The sequence below is a fragment of the Streptomyces sp. NRRL B-1347 genome, assembly GCF_000720325.1.
In the GTDB taxonomy this organism is placed as follows: Bacteria; Actinomycetota; Actinomycetes; order Streptomycetales; family Streptomycetaceae; genus Streptomyces.
In genome coordinates, this window is record NZ_JOJM01000029.1 from 92,676 (window position 1) to 112,967 (window position 20,292).

Annotated in this window: 17 protein-coding genes; 14 read left to right on the forward strand and 3 right to left on the reverse strand. The window is 71.2% G+C overall.

From position 1 onward, the window contains the following. Positions 1-13 precede the first annotated feature (13 nt). Positions 14-553: an adenine phosphoribosyltransferase gene (locus IG74_RS0124110; protein ID WP_030681077.1), complete on the forward strand. Its 540-nt coding sequence runs from the start codon at positions 14-16 to the stop codon at positions 551-553. A gap of 190 nt (positions 554-743) precedes the next feature. Further along, entirely contained in the window at positions 744-3,338 is a 2,595-nt protein-coding gene (locus IG74_RS0124115; RefSeq protein ID WP_030681080.1) for a RelA/SpoT family protein, read from the forward strand. An 86-nt stretch (positions 3,339-3,424) separates the two neighbouring features. Here IG74_RS0124115 and IG74_RS0124120 read toward each other — a convergent pair whose 3' ends face one another. Both IG74_RS0124120 and IG74_RS0124125 read right to left on the reverse strand, forming a co-directional pair. Then, positions 3,425-4,657, reverse strand: coding sequence for a DUF349 domain-containing protein (locus IG74_RS0124120; protein ID WP_030681082.1), 1,233 nt, complete (start codon positions 4,655-4,657; stop codon positions 3,425-3,427). A gap of 177 nt (positions 4,658-4,834) precedes the next feature. Next, positions 4,835-5,659: a peptidylprolyl isomerase gene (locus tag IG74_RS0124125; RefSeq protein WP_030681084.1), complete on the reverse strand. Its 825-nt coding sequence runs from the start codon at positions 5,657-5,659 to the stop codon at positions 4,835-4,837. 228 nt (positions 5,660-5,887) lie between these two features. Here IG74_RS0124125 and IG74_RS0124130 point away from each other — a divergent pair, with 228 nt between their 5' ends. The 5 genes from IG74_RS0124130 (at position 5,888) to rpsD (ending at position 11,050) form a co-directional block, all read left to right on the forward strand. Then, on the forward strand, positions 5,888-6,610 hold the full coding sequence (locus tag IG74_RS0124130; RefSeq protein WP_030681086.1) for an MBL fold metallo-hydrolase: 723 nt from the start codon (positions 5,888-5,890) through the stop codon (positions 6,608-6,610). Between the two features lie 15 nt (positions 6,611-6,625). Further along, a complete protein-coding gene (gene hisS / locus IG74_RS0124135; RefSeq protein ID WP_030681089.1) occupies positions 6,626-7,888 on the forward strand; it encodes a histidine--tRNA ligase in 1,263 nt (420 codons plus the stop codon). Positions 7,889-8,050: 162 nt separating this feature from the next. Next, on the forward strand, positions 8,051-8,692 hold the full coding sequence (locus tag IG74_RS0124140) for a vitamin K epoxide reductase family protein (protein ID WP_030681092.1): 642 nt from the start codon (positions 8,051-8,053) through the stop codon (positions 8,690-8,692). Positions 8,693-8,749: 57 nt separating this feature from the next. Then, complete coding sequence (locus IG74_RS0124145; protein ID WP_030681095.1) at positions 8,750-10,105, forward strand: replication-associated recombination protein A; 1,356 nt, start codon at positions 8,750-8,752, stop codon at positions 10,103-10,105. Between the two features lie 330 nt (positions 10,106-10,435). Next, positions 10,436-11,050 (forward strand): 30S ribosomal protein S4, encoded by a 615-nt coding sequence (gene rpsD, locus IG74_RS0124150; RefSeq protein ID WP_030681098.1) that lies wholly within the window; start codon positions 10,436-10,438, stop codon positions 11,048-11,050. Between the two features lie 13 nt (positions 11,051-11,063). On the opposite strand, the gene IG74_RS0124155 is transcribed toward rpsD, so the two are convergent. Continuing rightward, a complete protein-coding gene (locus IG74_RS0124155; protein ID WP_051855215.1) occupies positions 11,064-13,298 on the reverse strand; it encodes an ATP-binding protein in 2,235 nt (744 codons plus the stop codon). Positions 13,299-13,493: 195 nt separating this feature from the next. Here IG74_RS0124155 and IG74_RS0124160 point away from each other — a divergent pair, with 195 nt between their 5' ends. The 7 genes from IG74_RS0124160 to IG74_RS51120 all read left to right on the forward strand — a co-directional run. Further along, the gene (locus IG74_RS0124160) at positions 13,494-13,922 is read left to right on the forward strand and encodes a DUF948 domain-containing protein (RefSeq protein ID WP_030681106.1); all 429 of its coding nucleotides are present in this window, start codon (positions 13,494-13,496) and stop codon (positions 13,920-13,922) included. Positions 13,923-13,929: 7 nt separating this feature from the next. Continuing rightward, entirely contained in the window at positions 13,930-14,283 is a 354-nt protein-coding gene (locus IG74_RS0124165; protein WP_030681109.1) for a DUF6167 family protein, read from the forward strand. Further along, on the forward strand, positions 14,283-16,952 hold the full coding sequence (gene alaS, locus IG74_RS0124170; protein ID WP_030681112.1) for an alanine--tRNA ligase: 2,670 nt from the start codon (positions 14,283-14,285) through the stop codon (positions 16,950-16,952). Before IG74_RS0124165 ends, alaS begins: the two co-directional genes overlap by 1 nt. After that, entirely contained in the window at positions 16,952-17,425 is a 474-nt protein-coding gene (gene ruvX, locus IG74_RS0124175; RefSeq protein ID WP_030681116.1) for a Holliday junction resolvase RuvX, read from the forward strand. Before alaS ends, ruvX begins: the two co-directional genes overlap by 1 nt. A 125-nt stretch (positions 17,426-17,550) precedes the next feature. After that, positions 17,551-19,218 (forward strand): endolytic transglycosylase MltG, encoded by a 1,668-nt coding sequence (gene mltG, locus IG74_RS0124180; RefSeq protein WP_037825956.1) that lies wholly within the window; start codon positions 17,551-17,553, stop codon positions 19,216-19,218. Beyond that, positions 19,199-20,041 carry a shikimate dehydrogenase gene (locus IG74_RS0124185; RefSeq protein ID WP_030681120.1) on the forward strand — a complete coding sequence of 281 codons (843 nt, stop codon included), beginning with the start codon at positions 19,199-19,201 and terminating at the stop codon, positions 20,039-20,041. The genes mltG and IG74_RS0124185 overlap by 20 nt, the downstream gene beginning before the upstream one ends. A 148-nt stretch (positions 20,042-20,189) precedes the next feature. Then, positions 20,190-20,292, forward strand: a 103-nt coding sequence (locus tag IG74_RS51120) for a chorismate synthase (protein WP_158857731.1), incomplete at its 3' end; no start/stop codon positions are given.

Below are 20,292 nucleotides of genomic sequence, written 5' to 3' on the forward strand. Positions count from 1 at the left end.
GACGGAAACCCCGATGACCGAGATCAAGGAACTGCTGCTCAGCCGCATCCGCGACGTGGCGGACTACCCCACGCCCGGAGTGATGTTCAAGGACATCACGCCGCTGCTCGCCGACCCGGCGGCCTTCGCGGCGCTCACCGACGCGCTCGCCGACCTGAGCGTGCGCAGCGGCGCCACGAAGATCGTCGGCCTGGAGGCCCGCGGCTTCATCCTGGGCGCCCCCGCGGCCCTGCGCGCCGGTCTCGGCTTCATCCCGGTCCGCAAGGCGGGCAAGCTCCCCGGAGCCACGCTCCGCCAGGCCTACGACCTGGAGTACGGCAGCGCCGAGATCGAGGTGCACGCCGAGGACCTGGCCGCGGGCGACCGCGTCATGGTCATCGACGACGTCCTGGCCACCGGCGGCACCGCCGAGGCGTCGCTGCGGCTCATCCGCCGTGCCGGTGCCGAGGTGGCCGGTGTGGCGGTCCTGATGGAGCTGGGCTTCCTGGGCGGCCGGGAGCGGCTGGTTCCCGCTCTGGACGGCGCGCCCCTGGAGGCGCTCCTCACGGTCTGAGGACCCCGTGGGGCCGCCTCGGCGGCCCCACGGGACATCGAGGCGGGCCCGGCGGAATCCGGCGCCCGCCTCTGGCGTTTCTCCAGTACGGAGCCGTCTCACCGGCCGAAGGCGAGCCGTGGGCCCAGGATCGATACCATGGGCACTTCGGGACCTGACCGGGGGACCCGATCGCGCACAGGGAGCGCTCTTGCCAGACGAGTCCCAGCCACTTGCCGCCGCCAAGCCCGTCCAGGAGTCCGAGCGGGCCACGGCGCCCGCCGCCACGCCCGCGCGCCAGGCGCCGAGCACGCCCTCGGCGGCCCCCGCGCCGGGCGGGACGACCACGCCCGGCGGCACCCCGGCACGCGGTGAGCAGAGCGAGCAGGCCGACAGGGCCGCCGGGCCGGAGCAGACGGCCGAGCGGCAGCCCCGCCCCAAGCCGCAGCCCGAGCGGGCCGCCCCGCCCCCCGCGGCGGCCCGCCCCGCCACCGGCAAGCCGGAGCGCTCCGGCTCCTCCAACCGGGTGCGCGCCCGCCTGGCCCGCCTGGGCGTCCAGCGCTCCAACCCCTACAACCCGGTCCTGGAGCCCCTGCTGCGGATAGTGCGCAGCAACGACCCCAAGATCGAGACCGCCACGCTGCGCCAGATCGAGCGCGCCTACCAGGTCGCCGAGCGCTGGCACCGGGGCCAGAAGCGCAAGAGCGGCGACCCGTATATCACCCACCCGCTGGCCGTCACCACGATCCTGGCGGAGCTGGGCATGGACCCGGCCACGCTCATGGCGGGCCTCCTGCACGACACCGTCGAGGACACCGAGTACGGCCTGGAGCAGCTGCGCCGCGACTTCGGCGACCAGGTCGCCCTGCTCGTCGACGGCGTCACCAAGCTGGACAAGGTCAAGTTCGGCGAGGCCGCGCAGGCCGAGACCGTGCGCAAGATGGTCGTCGCCATGGCCAAGGACCCCCGCGTCCTGGTCATCAAGCTCGCCGACCGCCTGCACAACATGCGCACCATGCGCTATCTCAAGCGCGAGAAGCAGGAGAAGAAGGCCCGCGAGACGCTGGAGATCTACGCTCCGCTCGCCCATCGCCTGGGCATGAACACCATCAAGTGGGAGCTGGAGGACCTCGCCTTCGCGATCCTCTACCCCAAGATGTACGACGAGATCGTGCGCCTTGTCGCCGAGCGCGCCCCCAAGCGCGACGAGTACCTGGCCATAGTGACCGACGAGGTCCAGGCCGACCTGCGCGCCGCCCGCATCAAGGCCACCGTCACCGGACGGCCGAAGCACTACTACAGCGTCTACCAGAAGATGATCGTCCGCGGCCGTGACTTCGCGGAGATCTACGACCTGGTGGGCATCCGCGTCCTCGTCGACACGGTCCGCGACTGCTACGCCGCCCTCGGCACGGTGCACGCGCGATGGAACCCGGTCCCCGGCCGGTTCAAGGACTACATCGCGATGCCCAAGTTCAACATGTACCAGTCGCTGCACACGACGGTCATCGGCCCCAACGGCAAGCCCGTCGAGCTGCAGATCCGCACGTTCGACATGCACCGCCGCGCCGAGTACGGCATCGCCGCGCACTGGAAGTACAAGCAGGAGGCCGTCGCCGGCGCCTCCAAGGTGCGCACCGACGCCCCCAAGTCGTCCGGCAAGAAGGACGACCACCTCAACGACATGGCGTGGCTGCGCCAGCTCCTGGACTGGCAGAAGGAGACCGAGGACCCGGGCGAGTTCCTGGAGTCCCTGCGCTTCGACCTGTCGCGCAACGAGGTCTTCGTCTTCACCCCCAAGGGCGACGTCATCGCGCTGCCCGCGGGCGCCACCCCGGTGGACTTCTCGTACGCGGTCCACACCGAGGTCGGCCACCGCACCATAGGCGCCCGGGTCAACGGCCGGCTCGTGCCGCTCGAATCGACCCTCGACAACGGCGACCTGGTGGAGGTCTTCACCTCCAAGGCCGCGGGCGCGGGCCCGAGCCGCGACTGGCTCGGCTTCGTCAAGTCGCCCCGCGCCCGCAACAAGATCCGGGCCTGGTTCTCCAAGGAGCGCCGCGAGGAGGCCATCGAGCAGGGCAAGGACGCCATCGTGCGGGCCATGCGCAAGCAGAACCTGCCGATCCAGCGCATCCTCACCGGCGACTCCCTGGTCACGCTCGCGCACGAGATGCGCTACCCCGACATCTCGTCGCTGTACGCCGCGATCGGCGAGGGCCACGTCACCGCGCAGAGCGTGGTGCAGAAGCTCGTCCAGGCCCTCGGCGGCGAAGAGGCGGCCAACGAGGACATCGCCGAGAGCGCACCGCCCTCGCGCGGCCGGTCCAAGCGCCGCTCCAGCGCCGACCCCGGTGTCGTCGTCAAGGGCGTCGACGACGTGTGGGTCAAGCTGGCCCGCTGCTGCACGCCGGTGCCGGGCGACCCCATCATCGGCTTCGTCACGCGCGGCAGTGGCGTATCGGTTCACCGCAGCGACTGCGTGAACGTGGACTCGCTGTCCCGTGAGCCCGAGCGCATCCTCGAGGTCGAGTGGGCGCCCACGCAGTCCTCGGTGTTCCTCGTCGCCATCCAGGTCGAGGCCCTGGACCGCTCCCGCCTGCTCTCGGACGTCACGCGCATCCTCTCGGACCAGCATGTGAACATCCTCTCGGCGGCCGTCCAGACCTCCCGCGACCGCGTCGCCACCTCCCGCTTCACCTTCGAGATGGGCGACCCCAAGCACCTGGGGCACGTCCTGAAGGCGGTCAGGGGAGTGGAGGGCGTGTACGACGTGTACCGCGTGACGTCGGCGCGCAGGCCGTAAGCCGGACCCCGAGAACCGGGCTCTACGTAGAGGGGCTCCCGTACGCGATGTACGGGAGCCCCTCTACGTAGAAGACGGGAACCGGCTCAGCCGCCGAACTCCTGCAGGCCCTTGAGCGCCTGGTCAAGCAGCGCCTGACGGCCGTCGAGCTCCCGCTGGAGCTTGTCCGCCTTGGCGTTGTTGCCCGCCGTGCGCGCGGCCTCGATCTGGCCCGTCAGCTTGTCCACGGCGGCCTGGAGCTGACCGGTCAGGCCCTCGGCGCGGGCCCGCGCCTCCGGGTTCGTCCGGCGCCACTCGGCTTCCTCGGACTCCTGCAGGGCCCGCTCCACCGCGTGCATCCGGCCCTCGACCTTGGGCCGGGCGTCACGCGGGACGTGACCGATGGCCTCCCAGCGCTCGTTGATGGAGCGGAAGGCCGCACGGGCCGCCTTCAGATCCGTCACCGGGACGAGCTTCTCGGCCTCGTCCGCCAGCTCCTCCTTGAGCTTCAGGTTCTCGCCCTGCTCGGCATCGCGCTCGGCGAAGACCGAGCTGCGCGCCGCGAAGAACACGTCCTGCGCGCCGCGGAAGCGGTTCCACAGGTCGTCCTCGTGCTCGCGCTGGGCCCGGCCCGCCGCCTTCCAGTCGGCCATCAGCTCGCGGTAGCGCGCCGCCGTGGGGCCCCAGTCCGTCGAGTTCGACAGGGCCTCGGCCTCCGCGACCAGCTTCTCCTTGGCCTTGCGGGCGTCCTCGCGCTGCGCGTCCAACTGCGCGAAGTGGGCCTTGCGGCGCTTGGAGAACGCCGAGCGGGCGTGCGAGAAGCGGTGCCACAGCTCGTCGTCGGACTTGCGGTCCAGGCGCGGCAGACCCTTCCAGGTGTCCACGAGCGCCCGCAGGCGCTCGCCCGCCGCCCGCCACTGCTCGCTCTGCGCGAGCTCCTCGGCCTCCGTGACCAGCGCTTCCTTGGCGTGCCGCGCCTCGTCCGACTGCTTGGCCTTCTGCGCCTTGCGCTCCTCACGGCGCGCCTCGACCGACGCGACGAGCTTGTCGAGCCGCTTGCTCAGGGCGTCCAGATCGCCCACGGCGTGCGCCTCGTCGACCTGCTGGCGCAGGTGGTCGATGGCGACCGTCGCGTCCTTGGCCGACAGATCGGTCGTCTGCACCCGGCGCTCGAGAAGTCCGATCTCGACGACCAGACCGTCGTACTTGCGCTCGAAATAGGCCAGGGCCTCATCGGGAGATCCTGCCTGCCACGAACCGACCACTCGCTCGCTGCCGTCGGCCGTACGCACGTACACGGTCCCCGTCTCGTCGACGCGGCCCCACGGGTCGCTGCTCACAGCGCCTCCTCCACATGATGCCTGCACAAGGCCACGGGCCCCCGGCATCGTCCACAGTTTCGTCACCGCCAACATAGGCGACCGGCGGGGCGGCTGTCCGCATCCAGCACGAGCGAAATTCCCCGCCCGCGGCCGGGACGCGCGCGGGGTCGCCTTCCGGACTTCCCCGGTGCCGCCTCAGGACTTCCGTACGGTCGCCTTGTCGATGACCACGGTCGCGTTCGGCGCCCCGTCGCCCCGCCCGGTACTCTCACCCGCGGCAGCGATCTTCTTCAGGACCTTCATGCCCGACGGGGAGACGGTCCCGAACGGCGTGTAGTCGGGCGGCAGCTGACTGTCCTGGTAGACGAGGAAGAACTGGCTGCCGCCGGTGTCGCGGCCCGTCTTCTTCCCGGCGTCGTAGCGGTTCGCCATCGCCACCGTGCCCGCCGGGTACACGTTGCCCTTCAGGCGCTTGTCCTTCAGGTTCTCGTCCGGGATCGAGTAGCCCGGGGTGCCCTGGCCGGTGCCCTTGGGGTCGCCGCACTGCAGCACGTTGACGTTGCCCGAGGTGAGCCGGTGGCACGCGGTGTGGTCCAAGTACCCCTTCTTCACCAGGAAGTCGAAGGAGTTGACGGTGCGCGGGGCCTTCGCCGCGTCCAGGTCGAGGTCGATGTCGCCGCACGTGGTGGCAAGGCTCATCGTGTACGAGGCCGCCTTGTCGACCGTCAGCGCCGGCTCCTTCTTGAAGCTGAGCGGCTTGACCTTGCCCGGGGCCGCCTTGCGGCAGGGGTCCGCGGGCTTGCTGGGCGTCGGGCTCGCGGCGTCGTCCTTCGTGGAGCCGCCGTCGTCGAACGCGCCCGCCGCGTACGAGGCGGCGCCGCCGGCCACGACCAGGGCGAGCGCGCCCGCGATGACCGCGTTGCGCAGCCGCCGGCGGCGCTGGGCGACCTCCCGCCGTTCCTGCTGCCGCAAGTACTTCTCCCGCGCGAGCTGCTTACGCCGCTGCTGCTGGCTGACCACCGGGCCCACTCCTCGAACGTCTCGTCCGCCGTCTCGTGCGTCCCGTACGCGATGGCGTACGTGCCGCACGCGCGCGTACGTCGCCTGCTGTCGTCGGCGCGCGGCACGAGGGGCCGCGCGTGCCCCGTACCGTATATGGGTTAGCTGTGGAATCGGCAGCGCCGGTAGGCTCTGACCCGCCGCAATCTCCGCTGCCACGCCGCCGTACGACCAAAACGAAGGACGATCGTGCTCATTGCCGGGTTTCCCGCCGGGGCCTGGGGCACCAACTGCTATCTGGTCGCCCCCGCCGCAGGCGAGGAGTGCGTGATCATCGACCCGGGGCACGAGGCCGCTCCGGGCGTCGAGGAAGCGCTCAAGAAGCATCGGCTCAAGCCCGTCGCCGTGGTCCTCACGCACGGCCACCTCGACCACGTCGCCTCGGTCGTCCCGGTCTGCGGCGCGCACGACGTGCCCGCCTGGATCCACCCCGAGGACCGGTACATGATGAGCGACCCGGAGAAGGCCCTCGGCCGCTCCATCGGGACCCAGCTCATGGGCGAGCTGACGGTCGGGGAGCCCGACGACGTGCGGGAGCTGACGGACGGGGCGAGCCTCAGCCTCGCCGGGCTCGACCTCACCGTCGCGCACGCGCCGGGCCATACGAGGGGGTCGGTGACCTTCAGGATGCCCGAGACGGCCGACATCCCGTCGGTCTTCTTCTCGGGCGACCTGCTCTTCGCCGGCTCCATCGGACGCACCGACCTGCCCGGCGGCTCCCACGCCGAGATCCTCGAGTCGCTGGGCCGCGTGTGCCTGCCGCTCGACGACTCGACCGTGGTGCTTTCGGGCCACGGCCCCCAGACGACCATCGGCCAGGAACGCGCCACCAACCCGTATCTGCGGCAGGTGGCCGCCGACCGCCAAGGCCGGGGCACGGACCCGATGTCCGCACCCCGACGAGGAATGTGACGAGAGACTTCTGAAGTGAGCACCTTCAAGGCCCCCAAGGGCACGTACGACCTGCTGCCGCCCGCCTCCGCGACCTACCTCGCGGTGCGCGAGGCCATCGCGGCCCCCCTGCGCAACTCCGGGTACGGCTATGTGGAGACCCCCGGCTTCGAGAACGTCGAGCTGTTCGCGCGCGGCGTCGGCGAGTCCACGGACATCGTCAGCAAGGAGATGTACGCCTTCGAGACCAAGGGCGGCGACAAGCTCGCCCTGCGCCCCGAAGGCACCGCGTCCGTGCTGCGCGCCGCCCTGGAGGGCAACCTCCACAAGGCGGGCAACCTCCCGGTCAAGCTCTGGTACTCCGGCTCGTACTACCGCTACGAGCGCCCGCAGAAGGGTCGCTACCGCCACTTCTCGCAGGTCGGGGCCGAGGCCATCGGCGCCGAGGACCCGGCGCTCGACGCCGAGCTGATCATCCTGGCCGACCAGGCCTACCGCTCCCTCGGCCTGAAGGAGTTCCGCATCCTGCTGAACTCCCTCGGCGACAAGGAGTGCCGCCCCGTCTACCGCGCCGCGCTCCAGGACTTCCTGCGCGCGCTCGACCTGGACGAGGAGACGCGCCGCCGCATCGAGATCAACCCGCTGCGCGTCCTCGACGACAAGCGCCCCGAGGTGCAGCAGCAGCTCGTCGGCGCCCCGCTCCTGCGCGACTATCTGTGCGACGCCTGCAAGACGTACCACGAGCAGGTGCGCGAGCTGCTCGCCGCCGAGGGCGTCCGCTACGAGGACGATCCGAAGCTCGTCCGCGGCCTGGACTACTACACGCGCACGACCTTCGAGTTCGTCCACGACGGCCTCGGCTCGCAGTCCGCGGTCGGCGGCGGCGGCCGCTACGACGGCCTGTCGGAGATGATCGGCGGCCCCGCGCTGCCGTCCGTCGGCTGGGCGCTCGGCGTGGACCGCACGGTGCTCGCGCTCGAGGCGGAGGGCGTCTCCCTGGAGCTGCCCGCGGCCACCAGCGTGTTCGCGGTGCCGCTCGGCGACGAGGCGCGCCGGGTCCTCTTCGCCAAGGTGTCGCAGCTGCGCAAGGCCGGGATCGCGGCGGACTTCTCCTTCGGTGGCAAGGGCCTGAAGGGCGCGATGAAGAACGCCAACCGCAGCGGCGCCCGCTTCACCGTCGTCGCCGGTGAGCGCGATCTGGCGGACGGCGTCGTCCAGCTCAAGGACATGGAGACCGGCGAGCAGGAGGCCGTCGCCGTGGACGAGATCGTGGAGATCCTCAAGAACAAGCTGGCCTGACACGGCGGCTGACACAGGGGTGGGGCGCGCTCGCGCGCCCCACCCCTGTGTCGTTCACGCCCCCCAGGAGTGTCCGCTTATGTCCACCCGACGGTGGACTCACAGGAGCTTGCGGCACAATGACCCTGCCCCGGGCCACCCACGAGCGATGGAAACGGCGTGATGAGCAAAACGATGTCAGTGAAGGACGGCGCCGCTTCGGGCGAGGACCGTGCGGACGTGTCCGGTTCCGTCGGCGGAAGCCGGGCGTTCGCGTTGCTTCTGGTGATCACCGGTGTGGCGGGGCTGTGGGCTTCGTGGATCATCACGCTCGACAAGTTCGAGCTGCTGAAGGACCCGAACTTCCAGCCCGGGTGCAGCATCAATCCGGTGGTGGCCTGCGGCAGCATCATGAAGAGCGAGCAGGCGGAGGCGTTCGGGTTCCCGAATCCGATGCTGGGGCTCGCCGCGTACGCCGTGGTGATCGGTGTCGGCATGAGCCTGCTGGCGGGGGCGCGGTTCCCGCGCTGGTACTGGCTGACGTTCAACGCGGGCACGCTGTTCGGGGTGGGGTTCTGCACGTGGCTGCAATTCCAGTCCCTGTACCGGATCAACGCGCTGTGCCTGTGGTGCTGCCTGGCGTGGGTCGCCACGATCCTGATGTTCTGGTACGTCACGTCCTTCAACATCCGCAACGGCTTCCTGCCCGCGCCGCGCTGGACGAAGACCTTCTTCGAGGACTTCACCTGGGCGCTGCCGGTCATGCACGTCGGCGTGATCGCCGTCCTGATCTTCACGCGGTGGGGCGCCGACCTCTGGGCCTGAGCCCGGGCACCGGCGGTCCCGGACGGATTGTCAGTGGGGTGACATAGGGTTCTGGACGTGGAGCCCGACCTGTTCACCGCCGCAGCAGAGGACCGCCAGGAGAAGGACCCGGCGAGCAGTCCTCTGGCCGTCCGCATGCGCCCGCGCACGATCGACGAGGTCGTGGGCCAGCAGCATCTGCTGCGGCCGGGATCGCCGCTGCGCCGCCTCGTCGGCGAGGGCGAAGGCGGTCCCGCGGGACCGTCCTCGGTGTTCCTGTGGGGCCCGCCCGGCATCGGCAAGACGACCCTCGCGTACGTGGTCTCCAAGGCGACGAACAAGCGCTTCGTGGAGCTCTCCGCGATCACCGCGGGCGTCAAGGAGGTCCGCGCGGTCATCGACGGCGCCCGCCGGGCCATGGGCGGCCACGGCAAGGAGACGGTGCTCTTCCTCGACGAGATCCACCGCTTCAGCAAGGCCCAGCAGGACTCGCTGCTCCCGGCCGTGGAGAACCGCTGGGTGACCCTGATCGCGGCGACCACCGAGAATCCGTACTTCTCGGTGATCTCCCCGCTCCTGTCCCGCTCCCTGCTCCTGACCCTCGAGCCGCTCACGGACGACGACCTGCGCGGCCTGCTGCGGCGCGCCCTCACCGAGGAGCGCGGCCTCGGGGGAGCGGTCACCCTGCCCGAGGAGGCCGAGGCGCACCTCCTGCGGATCGCCGGCGGCGACGCGCGGCGGGCCCTGACCGCCCTGGAGGCGGGCGCGGGCGCGGCCCTCGCCAAGAGCGAGAAGGAGATCACCCTCCAGACCCTGGAGGAGTCCGTCGACCGCGCGGCGGTGAAGTACGACCGCGCGGGCGACCAGCACTACGACGTCGCGAGCGCCCTCATCAAGTCCATCCGCGGCTCGGACGTGGACGCGGCCCTGCACTATCTGGCCCGGATGATCGAGGCGGGCGAGGACCCCCGCTTCATCGCCCGCCGCCTGATGATCTCCGCGAGCGAGGACATCGGCCTGGCCGATCCCAACGCCCTGCCCATCGCCGTGGCCGCGGCCCAGGCCGTCGCCATGATCGGCTTTCCCGAGGCCGCGCTGACCCTGAGCCACGCCACGATCGCCCTCGCCCTCGCCCCGAAGTCGAACGCGGCGACGACCGCGATCGGCGCCGCCCTGGAAGACGTCCGCAAGGGCCACGCGGGCCCGGTCCCGCCCCATCTGCGCGACGGCCACTACAAGGGCGCGGCCAAGCTCGGCCACGCCCAGGGCTATGTGTACCCGCACGACCTGCCCGAGGGCATCGCCCCCCAGCAGTACGCCCCGGACGCCCTCAAGGACCGCGCGTACTACACCCCCACCCGCCACGGCGCCGAGGCGCGCTACGCGGACGCGGTGGAGTGGACCAGGAACCACCTCGGTCGCAAGCGCCCCTGAGCAGCCTGTAGACTTCCCCGAAGTGCTGAGTCCCGTGTCCGGTCCCGTACCGGCGCCACCAGAGCGGGACATCCAGCCGGAGATCCGGCCCCAGGGCGGGAATCTCCAGGAGCGTCGCGCACCGTCGAAGGTGTCGCGGGCAGCCCACCACCATCCCCCTCCCGGGGAAGAGGTCGGTGGGCCACTCGCGTGCTGCACATAGTGCCCAGACCCAGGAGCGGCTGCCGGGCGAGTCCCCCGAGGACCCACCGGTTTTCCCGGGCTGCGGATGCGACCTCCCCTAACCCTGGTGAAGCCGATTTCGTACAGAAGAGCAGAGGTGTTTGGTTCATGGCGAACCAGTCCCGCCCCAAGGTCAAGAAGTCGCGTGCCCTCGGCATCGCGCTGACCCCGAAGGCCGTCAAGTACTTCGAGGCCCGCCCCTACCCGCCGGGCGAGCACGGCCGCGGCCGCAAGCAGAACTCGGACTACAAGGTCCGTCTGCTGGAGAAGCAGCGTCTGCGCGCGCAGTACGACGTGTCCGAGCGTCAGCTCGTCCGCGCCTACGAGCGTGCCGCCAAGACCCAGGGCAAGACCGGTGAGGCCCTGGTGATCGAGCTGGAGCGTCGTCTCGACGCCCTGGTCCTGCGTTCGGGCATCGCCCGCACGATCTACCAGGCCCGTCAGATGGTCGTCCACGGCCACATCGAGGTCAACGGCCAGAAGGTCGACAAGCCGTCCTTCCGCGTGAAGCCGGACGACGTCGTCATGGTCCGCGAGCGCAGCCGCCAGAAGCCGCTGTTCGAGGTCGCGCGCGAGGGTGGCTTCGCCGCCGACGGCGAGACCCCGCGCTACCTCCAGGTGAACCTGAAGGCCCTGGCCTTCCGCCTGGACCGCGAGCCGAACCGCAAGGAGATCCCCGTGATCTGCGACGAGCAGCTCGTCGTCGAGTACTACGCCCGCTGACCCGGACGTAGCCTCACCTGCTCAGCCCGCCGTCTCCCCGCCCTTTCCGGGTCGGGGAGGCGGCGGGTTCGCGCGTTTGGGGGGCCGTGCCGTCGGCCGGTGCCCCACGCAGGCCCCGCGGTGCCCCCGACGCCGCCGCGCGGCCCCGGCGCAGGGCCCGCGCCACCGCCGCGTCCGGCGGGAGCAGCGCCCCGGCCCGCAGCTGCGCCTCGTACAGCTCGTCGCCGAGCCCCTCCCTGGCCCGCGTCTCGCACAGCGCGTGCGGGCCGCCGAAGTACCGCGAGCCGAACAGCGGAAGGCCGACCGACGGCCAGATCCGCGAGGCCACGCCCTGGAGCACGGCCGCCTCCGCCGCGTCCCCCTCCGCCGCCGTGAACAGCGCGAGCAGCTCGAGCGCCAGGGCCGTGCCCAGCAGGTCGTGGAAGGCGTGGTCGAGGTCGAGGCAGCGGGTGACGAGCTCGCGCGCCAGGTCCGGCTCGCCACGCGTCCACGCCGCGTACCCGAGGACGTACAGCGCGTAGGCGAGCGTCCAGCGCTCGCCGTGGTCCTCGCACACCTGGCGTACGTCCTCGCACAGCTCAACGGCGTCGCCGAGCGACCCCTGGAAGGCCAGGGCCATCGCCAGCTCGACCTGGCCCATCAGCACGTTGCTGTTCAGCTCGCCGATGCGCCGGTACTCGTCGAGGGCCGTGCGCAGCAGCCGCTCCGCGCGCGGCATGTCGTCCGAGATCAGCGCGAGACAGCCCAGGCGGTGCACCGCGTACGCCGCCGCGACGGCGCTGCCCGTGCGCTCGGCGGTGTCCTGGCACTCCTGGAGCGCGCACAGCGCGGGCACCGTGTCGCCCTGCAGGATCGCCACGTAGCCGAGCACCCACAGCGCCTTCAGGCGCGACTCCTCGTGACCGCCCTCCAGGTCCACGGCCCGGTCCAGCCAGTGCCTGCCCTCCGCGAGCCGCCCGCAGCCCACCCAGCAGAACCACAGCGTGCCCGCGAGGTACTGGCCGAGGTGGGTCTCCTCCGGCTCGGTCAGACAGAACTCGAGGGCGGCCCGCAGATTGGGCAGCTCGCACTCGACGAGGGTCGCGACCTCCGCCTGCCGGGGCGAGAACCAGTCCAGCTCGCACCAGGTGGCGAGGCCCATGTACCAGTCGCGGTGCCTGCGCCGCATCCGTGCGGTGTCCCCGGTCGCCCGCAGCCACTCCGCGCCGTACGCCCTGACGGTGTCGAGCATGCGGTAGCGCACGCCGGTGGGGCTCTCCTCGCGGGTGAGGACCGACTGCGCGAGCAGCTCGTCCACGACGTCGAGCACCTCCTCGGCGAGCAGTCCTGCACCGCTGCACACGTACTCGACGGCCTCCAGGTCGAAGGGCCCGGAGAACACCGAGAGCCGTGACCACAGCAGCCGCTCCTGCGCCGTGCACAGCTCGTGGCTCCAGCCGATCGCCGTACGCAGCGTCTGGTGCCGGGGCAGCAGATCGCGCCGGGCGCCCGCGAGGAGCCGGAAGCGGTCGTCGAGGCGGGCGAGGAGCTGCCCCGGCGACAGTGCTCGCAGGCGCCCGGCGGCGAGTTCCAGGGCGAGCGGGATGCCGTCCAGGCGGCGGCAGAGCTCCAGGACCTCGGCGCGGTGGCCGCCGTCGAGGGTGAAGCCCGGCAGACAGGCCGACGCCCGGTCCGCGAACAGGGCGGCCGCGTCCGGCTCCGCCATCGGCGCGAGCGGGAAGACCCGCTCGCCCGCCACGTCCAGCGGCCTGCGCCCGGCGGCGAGCACCCGAAGGCCGGGGCAGCGCAGCAGGAGGTCCCGCACCAGCGAGGCGGCGGCCGCCACGAGGTGCTCGAACCCGTCCACGACGAGCAGTAGTTCCCGCCCGGCGAGCCGGTCGAGCAGCACCTGGCGCGGCGAGCGGCTCGTGTGGTCCGTGAGCTCCAGGGCGCTGGCGAGCGCGTGCTCCACGAGCTCGGGGTCGCGCACCGGGTCCAGCTCCACCAGCCAGGCGCCGTCGGGCGGCCGCACGGCGGCGGCCGCCCGCGCCGCGAGCCGGGACTTGCCGACGCCTCCGACCCCGGTGATCGTGATCAGGCGGCCCGCGGTCAACGCCTCGGTCAGGGCGGCCAGTTCGGCGCCGCGGCCGACGAAGGCGGTGAGCTCCGCCGGGAGGTTCCCCGCGGGGCCGTCGGCAGGGGCGGCCGCCGTCGGGCCGGCCGCTGCTGCATCGTTCCGACGGTCGTCGGGGCGCTGAGGGCGTCGCATGGAGTACGGAGCGTACTCACGCGTATGCGGTCCGTACAATCAGCTCGCGTCAGTTCCGTGCAAGCCTCCCGCCGCAAGTGCCGCGTGCGGTAATGCGGTACGGAGCCGGGGCCCCGGCGCGATAGGGTCGGAGCACGACTTTTCGACGTTCGACGACCCTGGAATCCAGGGCGGTGTCTCAGGGAGCGGTGCACAGTGTCCGGTGGAGAGGTGGCCGGGATCCTGGTGGCCGTCTTCTGGGCGATTCTGGTCTCCTTCCTGGCGGTGGCGCTGGCGAGGCTGGCGCAGACGCTCAGGGCGACCACCAAGCTCGTCGCGGACGTGACCGAGCAGGCGGTGCCGCTCCTCGCCGACGCTTCGACGGCGGTGCGCTCCGCGCAGACGCAGATCGACCGCGTGGACGCCATCGCCTCGGACGTCCAGGAGGTCACGTCGAACGCGTCGGCGCTGTCGACGACCGTGGCCTCCACCTTCGGTGGACCCCTCGTCAAGGTCGCGGCGTTCGGCTACGGGGTGCGCCGGGCCATCAGCCGTAAGGAAGTGCCCGCCAAGCCGTCCCGTCGTACGGTGATCGTGGGCCGCACCCTCCCGTCGGCACGGCGGGGCAAGCGGAAGAAGGACTGACGCAGCGATGTTCCGACGTACGTTCTGGTTCACCGCGGGCGCGGCCGCCGGCGTCTGGGCCACCACCAAGGTCAACCGCAAGCTGAAGCAGCTCACCCCGGAGAGCCTCGCCGCGCGGGCCGCCGACAAGGCCGTCGAGGCCGGGCACCGGCTCAAGGACTTCGCGCTCGACGTCCGTGACGGCATGGCCGAGCGGGAGGCCGAACTGGGCGACGCCCTCGGTCTGAACGCCCCGGTCGACGCCGAACTGCCCGCCCAGCGCCGCCTCGCGCTCGTCGAGCCCGCCACCGAGAAGAACCCCAAGTCCCTCGCAAAGACGACGGACACGACGTACTCGTACAACCGGAATGAGGACCACTGATGGAGTCGGCTGAAATCCGTCGCCGCTGGCTGAGCTTCTTCGAGGAGCGTGGGCACAAGGTCGTGCCGTCGGCGTCACTGATCGCGGACGACCCGACCCTGCTCCTCGTCCCCGCGGGCATGGTGCCCTTCAAGCCCTACTTCCTGGGTGAGACCAAGCCGCCCGCCCCGCGCGTCACCAGCGTCCAGAAGTGCGTGCGCACGCCGGACATCGAAGAGGTCGGCAAGACGACCCGGCACGGCACGTTCTTCCAGATGTGCGGCAACTTCTCCTTCGGTGACTACTTCAAGGAAGGCGCGATCAAGCTCGCCTGGGAGCTGCTCACCTCGCCCCAGGACAAGGGCGGTTACGGCCTGGACCCGGAGAAGCTCTGGATCACCGTCTACAAGGAGGACGACGAGGCGGAGCGCATCTGGCGCGACGTGATCGGCGTCCCCGCCGAGCGCATCCAGCGCCTGGGCATGGGCCCGAACTTCTGGTCGATGGGCGTACCCGGCCCCTGCGGCCCCTGCTCCGAGATCAACTACGACCGCGGTCCCGAGTTCGGCGAGGAGGGCGGCCCGGCCGTCAACGACGAGCGCTACGTGGAGATCTGGAACCTGGTCTTCATGCAGTACGAGCGCGGCGCGGGCACGGGCAAGGAGGACTTCCCGATCCTCGGCGACCTGCCGTCGAAGAACATCGACACGGGTCTCGGCCTCGAGCGCCTGGCCATGATCCTGCAGGGCGTACAGAACATGTACGAGACCGACACCCTGCGCGTCGTCATCGACAAGGCCACCGAGCTGACCGGTGTGCGCTACGGCGCCGAGCACGGCTCGGACGTCTCGCTGCGCGTGGTCGCCGACCACATGCGCACCTCCGTGATGCTGATCGGCGACGGCGTCACGCCCGGCAACGAGGGCCGCGGCTACGTCCTGCGCCGCATCATGCGCCGCGCCATCCGCAACATGCGACTGCTCGGCGCCACCGGCCCTGTCGTCGCCGAGCTGGTCGACTCGGTCATCAAGACCATGGGCGAGCAGTACCCGGAGCTGCTCACCGACCGCAAGCGCATCGAGACCGTCGCGCTCGCCGAGGAGGCCGCCTTCCTCAAGGCCCTCAAGGGCGGCACGAACATCCTCGACACCGCCGTCAGCGACACCAAGGCCGCCGGTTCCACCGTGCTGCCCGGCGACAAGGCGTTCCTGCTCCACGACACCTGGGGCTTCCCGATCGACCTCACCCTCGAAATGGCCGCGGAGCAGGGGCTCTCGGTCGACGAGGACGGCTTCCGCCGCCTGATGAAGGAGCAGCGGGAGCGCGCCAAGGCCGACGCCCAGGCCAAGAAGACCGGCCACGCGGACATGGGCGCCTACCGCGAGATCGCCGACAGCTCCGGCGCCACCGACTTCACCGGCTACGCCCTCACCGAGAACGAGGCCGTGATCGTCGGCCTCCTGGTCAACGGCGTCTCCTCGCCCGCCGCCACCGAGGGCGACGAGGTCGAGGTCGTCCTGGACCGCACCCCGTTCTACGCCGAGGGCGGCGGCCAGATCGGCGACACCGGCCGCATCCGCCTGGACAGCGGCGCCGTCATCGAGGTCCGCGACGTCCAGAAGCCGGTGCCGGGCGTGCACGTCCACAAGGGCGTCGTGCAGGTCGGCGAGGTCACGGTCGGCGCCCCGGCGTGGGCCTCGATCGACGCCCACCGCCGCCGCGCCATCGCCCGCGCCCACTCCGCCACGCACCTGACGCACCAGGCGCTGCGCGACGCCCTCGGCCCGACGGCCGCCCAGGCCGGTTCCGAGAACCAGCCGGGCCGCTTCCGGTTCGACTTCGGCTCGCCGTCCGCCGTGCCCACGGCCGTGATGACGGACGTCGAGCAGCGGATCAACGAGGTCCTCTCGCGCGAGCTGGACGTCCAGGCCGAGGTCATGTCCCTGGACGAGGCCAAGAAGGCGGGCGCCATCGCCGAGTTCGGCGAGAAGTACGGCGAGCGCGTGCGCGTCGTGACGATCGGCGACTTCTCCAAGGAGCTGTGCGGCGGCACCCACGTGCACAACACCGCCCAGCTGGGTCTGGTGAAGCTGCTCGGCGAGTCCTCCATCGGCTCCGGCGTGCGCCGCATCGAGGCCCTGGTCGGCGTCGACGCGTACAACTTCCTGGCCAAGGAGCACACGGTCGTCGCCCAGCTCCAGGAGCTGGTCAAGGGCCGTCCGGAGGAGCTGCCCGAGAAGATCTCCGGCATGCTCGCCAAGCTGAAGGACGCCGAGAAGGAGATCGAGAAGTTCCGCGCGGAGAAGGTCCTCCAGGCCGCCGCCGGTCTCGCTCAGGGCGCCAAGGACGTCAACGGCGTCGCCCTCGCCGTCGGCCAGGTGCCGGACGGCACCGGCGCTGACGACCTGCGCAAGCTGGTCCTGGACGTGCGCGGCCGCATCCCTGGCGACCGCCCCGCCGTGGTCGCCCTGTTCACCTCGGCCAACGGCAAGCCCCTCACGGTCATCGCCACCAACGAGGCCGCGCGCGAGCGCGGTCTGAAGGCCGGCGATATGGTCCGCACCGCCGCCAAGACCCTCGGCGGCGGTGGCGGCGGCAAGCCGGACGTCGCCCAGGGCGGTGGCCAGAACGTGGCCGCCATCGGCGACGCCATCGCCGCCGTCGAGCGCCTCGTCGGCGAAACCGCCTGATGAGCTCCGTCAGACGAGGCCGCCGCCTCGCGATCGACGTCGGGGACGCCCGGATCGGGGTCGCCTCGTGCGACCCCGACGGGATCCTCGCGACGCCGGTGGAGACGGTGCCGGGCCGGGACGTCCCGGCCGCCCACCGCCGTCTCCGTCAGCTCGTCGAGGAGTACGAGCCCATCGAGGTCGTCGTCGGACTCCCTCGCTCCCTCAAGGGGGGCGAGGGCCCGGCGGCCGTCAAGGTCCGCGCCTTCGCCCAGGAGCTCGCCGCCGGGATCGCCCCCGTTCCGGTGAGGCTCGTGGACGAGAGGATGACCACAGTGACGGCCAGTCAGGGACTGCGCGCCTCCGGTGTGAAGTCCAAAAAGGGCAGGTCTGTCATCGATCAGGCCGCGGCGGTCGTCATCCTGCAGCAGGCCCTGGAGTCCGAACGGGCGTCAGGCAAGGCTCCGGGCGAGGGCGTCGAAGTGGTCATCTGATCGCGATACGGTAACGTTCCGCGCGGTGCGGCGGCGTTCGAACAGCCGCCGCACAGCATCAAGAGGCGGAACGGTTGCCCTGGGATCCAGACGGCGGCCCCCGCCTCGCGGCTCGTAGGGGATCGATGACTGAGTATGGCCGGGGCCCAGGCTCCGAACCGTGGCATCCGGAGGACCCGTTGTACGGGGACGGCGGATGGGGAGGGCAGCAGGCCGAGCACGGCCAGCCCCCCTACGGCGGCCAGGGGCAGTACCATCCGCAGCAGCCGCAGCAGGCCCACCCCCAGCAGCAGCCGTACGGCGACTGGGACGCGGGCCAGCAGCAGTCCTACGGTCATCAGCAGGGGTACGACCCCCTGCAGGCGCAGTACAACGGCGGCCCCCAGCCGCACGAAGGCGGCTGGGACACCGGCCAGCCCGGCCAGGTCCCCTACGGCGGCGACCCGGCCGACCCCTACGGGCAGCAGTCCGCCGCGTACGGCGATGAGCGCCCTGACTTCTACGGCACCCCCGAGGCGTATCCGCCGCCGGAGCCGCCCGGGCGGCGCCGCGCCGCCCCCGAGCCCGACCACGAGACCGGCTGGGATCCCGGCCCCGACCAGGGCGAGCACGCGTTCTTCGCGGGCGGCGACGAGGACGAGGACCGGGACGCCGCGGCCCCCGGCAGCCGCAGCGAGCGGCGCGGCCGCGGCGGCAAGAAACCCAAGAAACGGCGCAGCGGCTGCGCCTGCCTGGTCGTGGCCGCGGTGTTCGCGGGCGGCATCGGCGGGGTCGGATACTTCGGCTACCAGTTCTACCAGGATCGTTTCGGCACGGCCCCGGACTACACGGGCAACGGCACCAGCGCCAGGGCGACGGTCACGATCGACAAGGGTGCCACCGGCGGCGCCATCGGCCAGGCGCTCAAGGACGCCGGCGTCGTCAAGAGCGTCGACGCATTCGTCTCCGCGCAAGGGAAGAACCCCGACGGCCAGAAGATCCAGGCGGGCGTCTACACCCTGAACAAAGAGATGTCGGCCGCCTCCGCTCTCGAATTGATGCTCAGCCCGAAGAGCCGCAACAACCTCATCATTCCGGAGGGCAAGCGGAACAAGTGGGTGTACGAGCAGATCGACAAGCGGCTCGAACTCACCGCGGGCACCACGAAGAACATCGCGCAGAAGGACTGGAAGCAGCTCGGACTTCCGCAGTGGGCGGTCAATAACATCGGCAGCAAGGTCAAGGACCCGCTGGAAGGCTTCCTCTACCCCTCCAGCTATCCGGTCGCCAAGGGCCAGAAGCCCGAGGACGTCCTGAAGAAGATGGTCGCCCAAGCCACCGAGGAATACGAGGAGTTGGGCGTCGAGTCCAAGGCCAAGGAGCTGAAGCTCAAGAACCCGTTCGAGCTGATCACGGTCGCGAGCCTGGTCCAGGCCGAGGGCAAGACCCACGAGGACTTCCGCAAGATGGCCGAGGTCATCTACAACCGGCTCAAGCCCGGAAACATGGAGACGGTCGGCTTCCTCCAGTTCGACTCGACCTTCAATTACCTGATGGGTCAGAGCAAGATCAAGATCAGCGAGAAGGAAATCAAGACCAACCCCGACCCGTACAACACGTACAAGCACACGGGACTGCCTCCGGGCCCCATCGGAAATCCCGGCGAGGTGGCTCTGAAGGCGGCGGTCAAGCCGTCGACTGACGGCTGGCTCTACTTCGTCGCCACCGACGGCATGAACAAGACCGAATTCGCCAAGACCCACGCCGAATTCTTGAGGCTGAAGGAAAAGTTCAATGCGAGCACAGGAGGCTGAGGCCCGGCGCCGGGCGGCCGTACTCGGATCGCCCATCGCCCACTCCCTCTCCCCGGTGCTGCACCGTGCCGCGTACCAGAACCTGGGCCTCGCCGAGTGGTCGTACGACCGCTTCGAGATCGACGAGGCGGCGCTGCCCGGGTTCGTCGAGCGGATGGGGCCCGAGTGGGCGGGGCTCTCGCTCACCATGCCGCTGAAGCGCGCGATCATGCCGCTGCTCGACGAGGTCAGCGAGACCGCCGCGTCCGTGGAGGCCGTCAACACGGTCGTGCGCACCGACGACGGGCGGCTCGTCGGGGACAACACCGACATCCCCGGCATGGTCGCGGCGCTGCGCGAGCGCGGCATCGAGCAGGTCGGATCCGCCGCGATCCTGGGTGCGGGCGCCACCGCCTCGTCCGCCCTCGCCGCGCTCGCGCGGATCTGCACCGGCGAGGTCGTCGCGTACGTCCGCAGCGCGGAGCGCGCCGCCGAGATGCGGCAGTGGGGCGAGCGGCTCGACGTCGAGGTGCGCACCGCCGACTGGGCGGACGCCGAGCAGGCGCTGCGGGCGCCGCTGGTGATCGCCACCACCCCGGCGGGCAGCACGGACGCCCTGTCCCACGCGGTGCCCGAGCGGCCCGCCACGCTCTTCGACGTGCTCTACGACCCGTGGCCCACCGACCTCGCGGCCCGCTGGTCGGCGTACGGCGGGGCCGTGGTCAGCGGCCTCGACCTGCTCGTGCACCAGGCCGTCCTGCAGGTCGAGCAGATGACCCGGAGGTCACCCGCGCCCCTGGACGCCATGCGCAAGGCGGGCGAACAGGCGCTGGCCGCGCGCTGAGCCGCGGCCCGGACTTGCCCATCCCGATGTCCGCTCACCGGACCGGGGCCGGTGCGGGGTGCCGGACGTGGGAGGATCAGGGGAGGCGGGCCAGGCCGCGCACCCGGTCGCGCCGTCGCAGTTCCAGGCGCGAGCAGGAGGAGCACCGTTGAGCAGGTTGCGCTGGCTGACGGCGGGGGAGTCGCATGGCCCCGCACTCGTGGCGACGCTGGAGGGGCTTCCCGCCGGTGTGCCGATCACCACGGAGATGG

Coding starts and splice junctions, on each gene's coding strand:
- IG74_RS0124165 (WP_030681109.1), top strand. CDS start 13,930: ATGTTCCGACGTACGTTCTGGTTCACCGCGGGCGCGGCCGCCGGCGTC.
- rpsD (WP_030681098.1), top strand. CDS start 10,436: ATGGCGAACCAGTCCCGCCCCAAGGTCAAGAAGTCGCGTGCCCTCGGC.
- IG74_RS0124155 (WP_051855215.1), bottom strand. CDS start 13,298: ATGCGACGCCCTCAGCGCCCCGACGACCGTCGGAACGATGCAGCAGCG.
- mltG (WP_037825956.1), top strand. CDS start 17,551: ATGACTGAGTATGGCCGGGGCCCAGGCTCCGAACCGTGGCATCCGGAG.
- IG74_RS0124185 (WP_030681120.1), top strand. CDS start 19,199: ATGCGAGCACAGGAGGCTGAGGCCCGGCGCCGGGCGGCCGTACTCGGA.
- IG74_RS0124140 (WP_030681092.1), top strand. CDS start 8,051: ATGAGCAAAACGATGTCAGTGAAGGACGGCGCCGCTTCGGGCGAGGAC.
- ruvX (WP_030681116.1), top strand. CDS start 16,952: ATGAGCTCCGTCAGACGAGGCCGCCGCCTCGCGATCGACGTCGGGGAC.
- IG74_RS0124110 (WP_030681077.1), top strand. CDS start 14: ATGACCGAGATCAAGGAACTGCTGCTCAGCCGCATCCGCGACGTGGCG.
- alaS (WP_030681112.1), top strand. CDS start 14,283: ATGGAGTCGGCTGAAATCCGTCGCCGCTGGCTGAGCTTCTTCGAGGAG.